Origin of the sequence: Thermococcus sp. (assembly GCF_027012695.1) — an archaeon.
GTDB lineage: Archaea > Methanobacteriota_B > Thermococci > Thermococcales > Thermococcaceae > Thermococcus.
In genome coordinates this window covers 1-1896 of the sequence record NZ_JALUYR010000095.1, presented here as the reverse complement: position 1 = coordinate 1896, position 1896 = coordinate 1, and the positions used below count along the sequence as shown (strand labels likewise).

3 protein-coding genes are annotated in these 1896 nt (G+C 48.3%); all 3 read left to right on the top strand.

Features of this window, described 5'->3' with window-relative positions:
- The first annotated feature begins 124 nt into the window (after nt 1-124).
- The 3 genes from MV985_RS07585 to MV985_RS07575 are packed head-to-tail and all read left to right on the top strand — an operon-like array spanning nt 125 to nt 1586.
- The gene (locus MV985_RS07585) at nt 125-367 is read left to right on the top strand and encodes a hypothetical protein (RefSeq protein ID WP_297464951.1); all 243 of its coding nucleotides are present in this window, start codon (nt 125-127) and stop codon (nt 365-367) included.
- Nucleotides 367-1086: a recombinase family protein gene (locus MV985_RS07580; protein ID WP_297464952.1), complete on the top strand. Its 720-nt coding sequence runs from the start codon at nt 367-369 to the stop codon at nt 1084-1086. Before MV985_RS07585 ends, MV985_RS07580 begins: the two co-directional genes overlap by 1 nt.
- Nucleotides 1083-1586 carry a hypothetical protein gene (locus MV985_RS07575; RefSeq protein ID WP_297464950.1) on the top strand — a complete coding sequence of 168 codons (504 nt, stop codon included), beginning with the start codon at nt 1083-1085 and terminating at the stop codon, nt 1584-1586. The genes MV985_RS07580 and MV985_RS07575 overlap by 4 nt, the downstream gene beginning before the upstream one ends.
- The last annotated feature ends 310 nt before the right edge of the window (nt 1587-1896 follow it).

The window sequence follows — 1896 nt, the reverse complement described above, 5'->3', positions numbered from 1 at the left end:
AGCGGTACGAGGGGAAGAAGCGGGATTATTACGCTATCCTGGACGTGGATGATTTGATCGTCTCGGATGGTTTGGAGGAACTCAGGACTGACTTGAAGATTCTCCTCGAAGGGGGGCGCGGGTGATGGCTAAGTACACGATTTCATGTATGTTCTACCTCGATTATGAGGATGGGAAGTGGGTAGCCGAGCAAGAATATCCCCCTATCAGAGTCGAAGCCGAGACGCCGGAAGAGGCCCTACGTGGAGCGATGGAGGAGTGGATTTCCTTTCTGAAAAACACGGAGACAGGAAAGCGCTGGCTTTGCCTGGTAGCCAAGGGAGATAAACCTGATTGGATATGTGAGGAGCGTGGTGGCGGTGAGTGATGTTGGCAGAAGGGGGCCCTTTTACCAGTTCAACAAAAGGGAAAGTTATATCAACAACCCATAACAAAAAAGGTGATTTGGAAATGTCAATGCACAACCCACTTTCCAACTACCAAAAAGCTTCGAAAAAAGCCTATGCATACATCAGAGTGAGCATAAGCGAGGAAAACCCTGAAAACCAGAGGTTAGCACTCCAAGAATGGGCTAAAGCTAACAACTACGAGATAGTGAAAACATTTGAAGACGTGGGAGTGAGTGGGGCAATCCCTCCGTGGGAAAGGCCAGGATTCAAGAGCCTTCTCGAGACAATCAAAGAGGAACCACTACCAGTCATTGCTTATGAACTCAGCAGGCTCGGACGCTCTTTCTACGAAACATTCAGGACAATCCAAGAGCTGGAAAGCCTTGGAGCTCCTGTTATCACGATTTCACCCAAAGAGGAATTCCTCCAGAACCTTGACCCTCAAATTCGGAAACTAATCATTGCCATCCTCGCTTGGACTGCTGAGAGGGAGAGGGAATTACTCAGGCAGAGGACCAGGGAGGGCATGAAGAGGGCCAAGATGGAAGGCAAGCACGTGGGAAGGCCCAAAGTGAAGATCAACATGCGGAAAGTTCGGGAACTCCGGGCAAAGGGTGTTAGCTATCGAGATATAGCCCGCATTTTAGGTGTTAACTACTACACTCTCTTGAGAAGAGTTAAGGAGGAAGGCGTATGAATTGGGAGGAAGAGGGATATACCCTTTTGGAGCCCACCCGAGAAGGGAAGTACTTCTACAGGACCTACGTGAAAGTCTTTGATGATGAGGCTCTTTCAACGCTAGAAAAAGAATTGAAAAAGTACTTAGGTCTCAAAGGAGGCCACTTGGAGATTCACGACCTCGAGGCATTGAGATTTGATGAAGACTACACTTATGAAGTCAGTAACTACACCTTCGTCGAGAATGGCCAGTGCACACATACCCAAGAGGTAATCTTCACGGATGCAGATTTTATCTCCTATAAAGTGACTAAGAGAGAAGTTGACCAAGATGAGAGTGCCTATGAGTTCTTAGAGAGGGTTCGTTTCATATTTGATACTCTAAAGTTCGTCATAGTTCTTAGAAGGCAGTTCTCCAGCGATGGCAGTCTACGGGTGATTAAGGTCGAATTTTATGCTAACATGAAAGAACCAGTCGCCAAGAAACTCGAGAAGCTTCTACGCAAACTTCTGAGGTGAGCCTCATGACCGCAGTGTTTATCTCTACCTCCTGCCATTATCACACGGGTGGGCCAAAGTGGGACAAAGTGGGCCATCATATAGTAGGGCTCTCAACGGAGATAAGCCTAAAAAGAGGCGAAAGACGCGCGTTCATTTGTACCTTGATGAAGAAGTGGTCGGAGGTCTCAAGGCTGAGGGCTTTAGCTTGTCGGCCCTCGCAAATAAGCTTCTCAAAGAACACCTTGAGAGGGTTCGGGCCATGAGAAGTCTTTTCGAGCTGAATGGTGGGCCCGCGGGGATTCGAACCCCGGACCTCCACCTTGTAAGG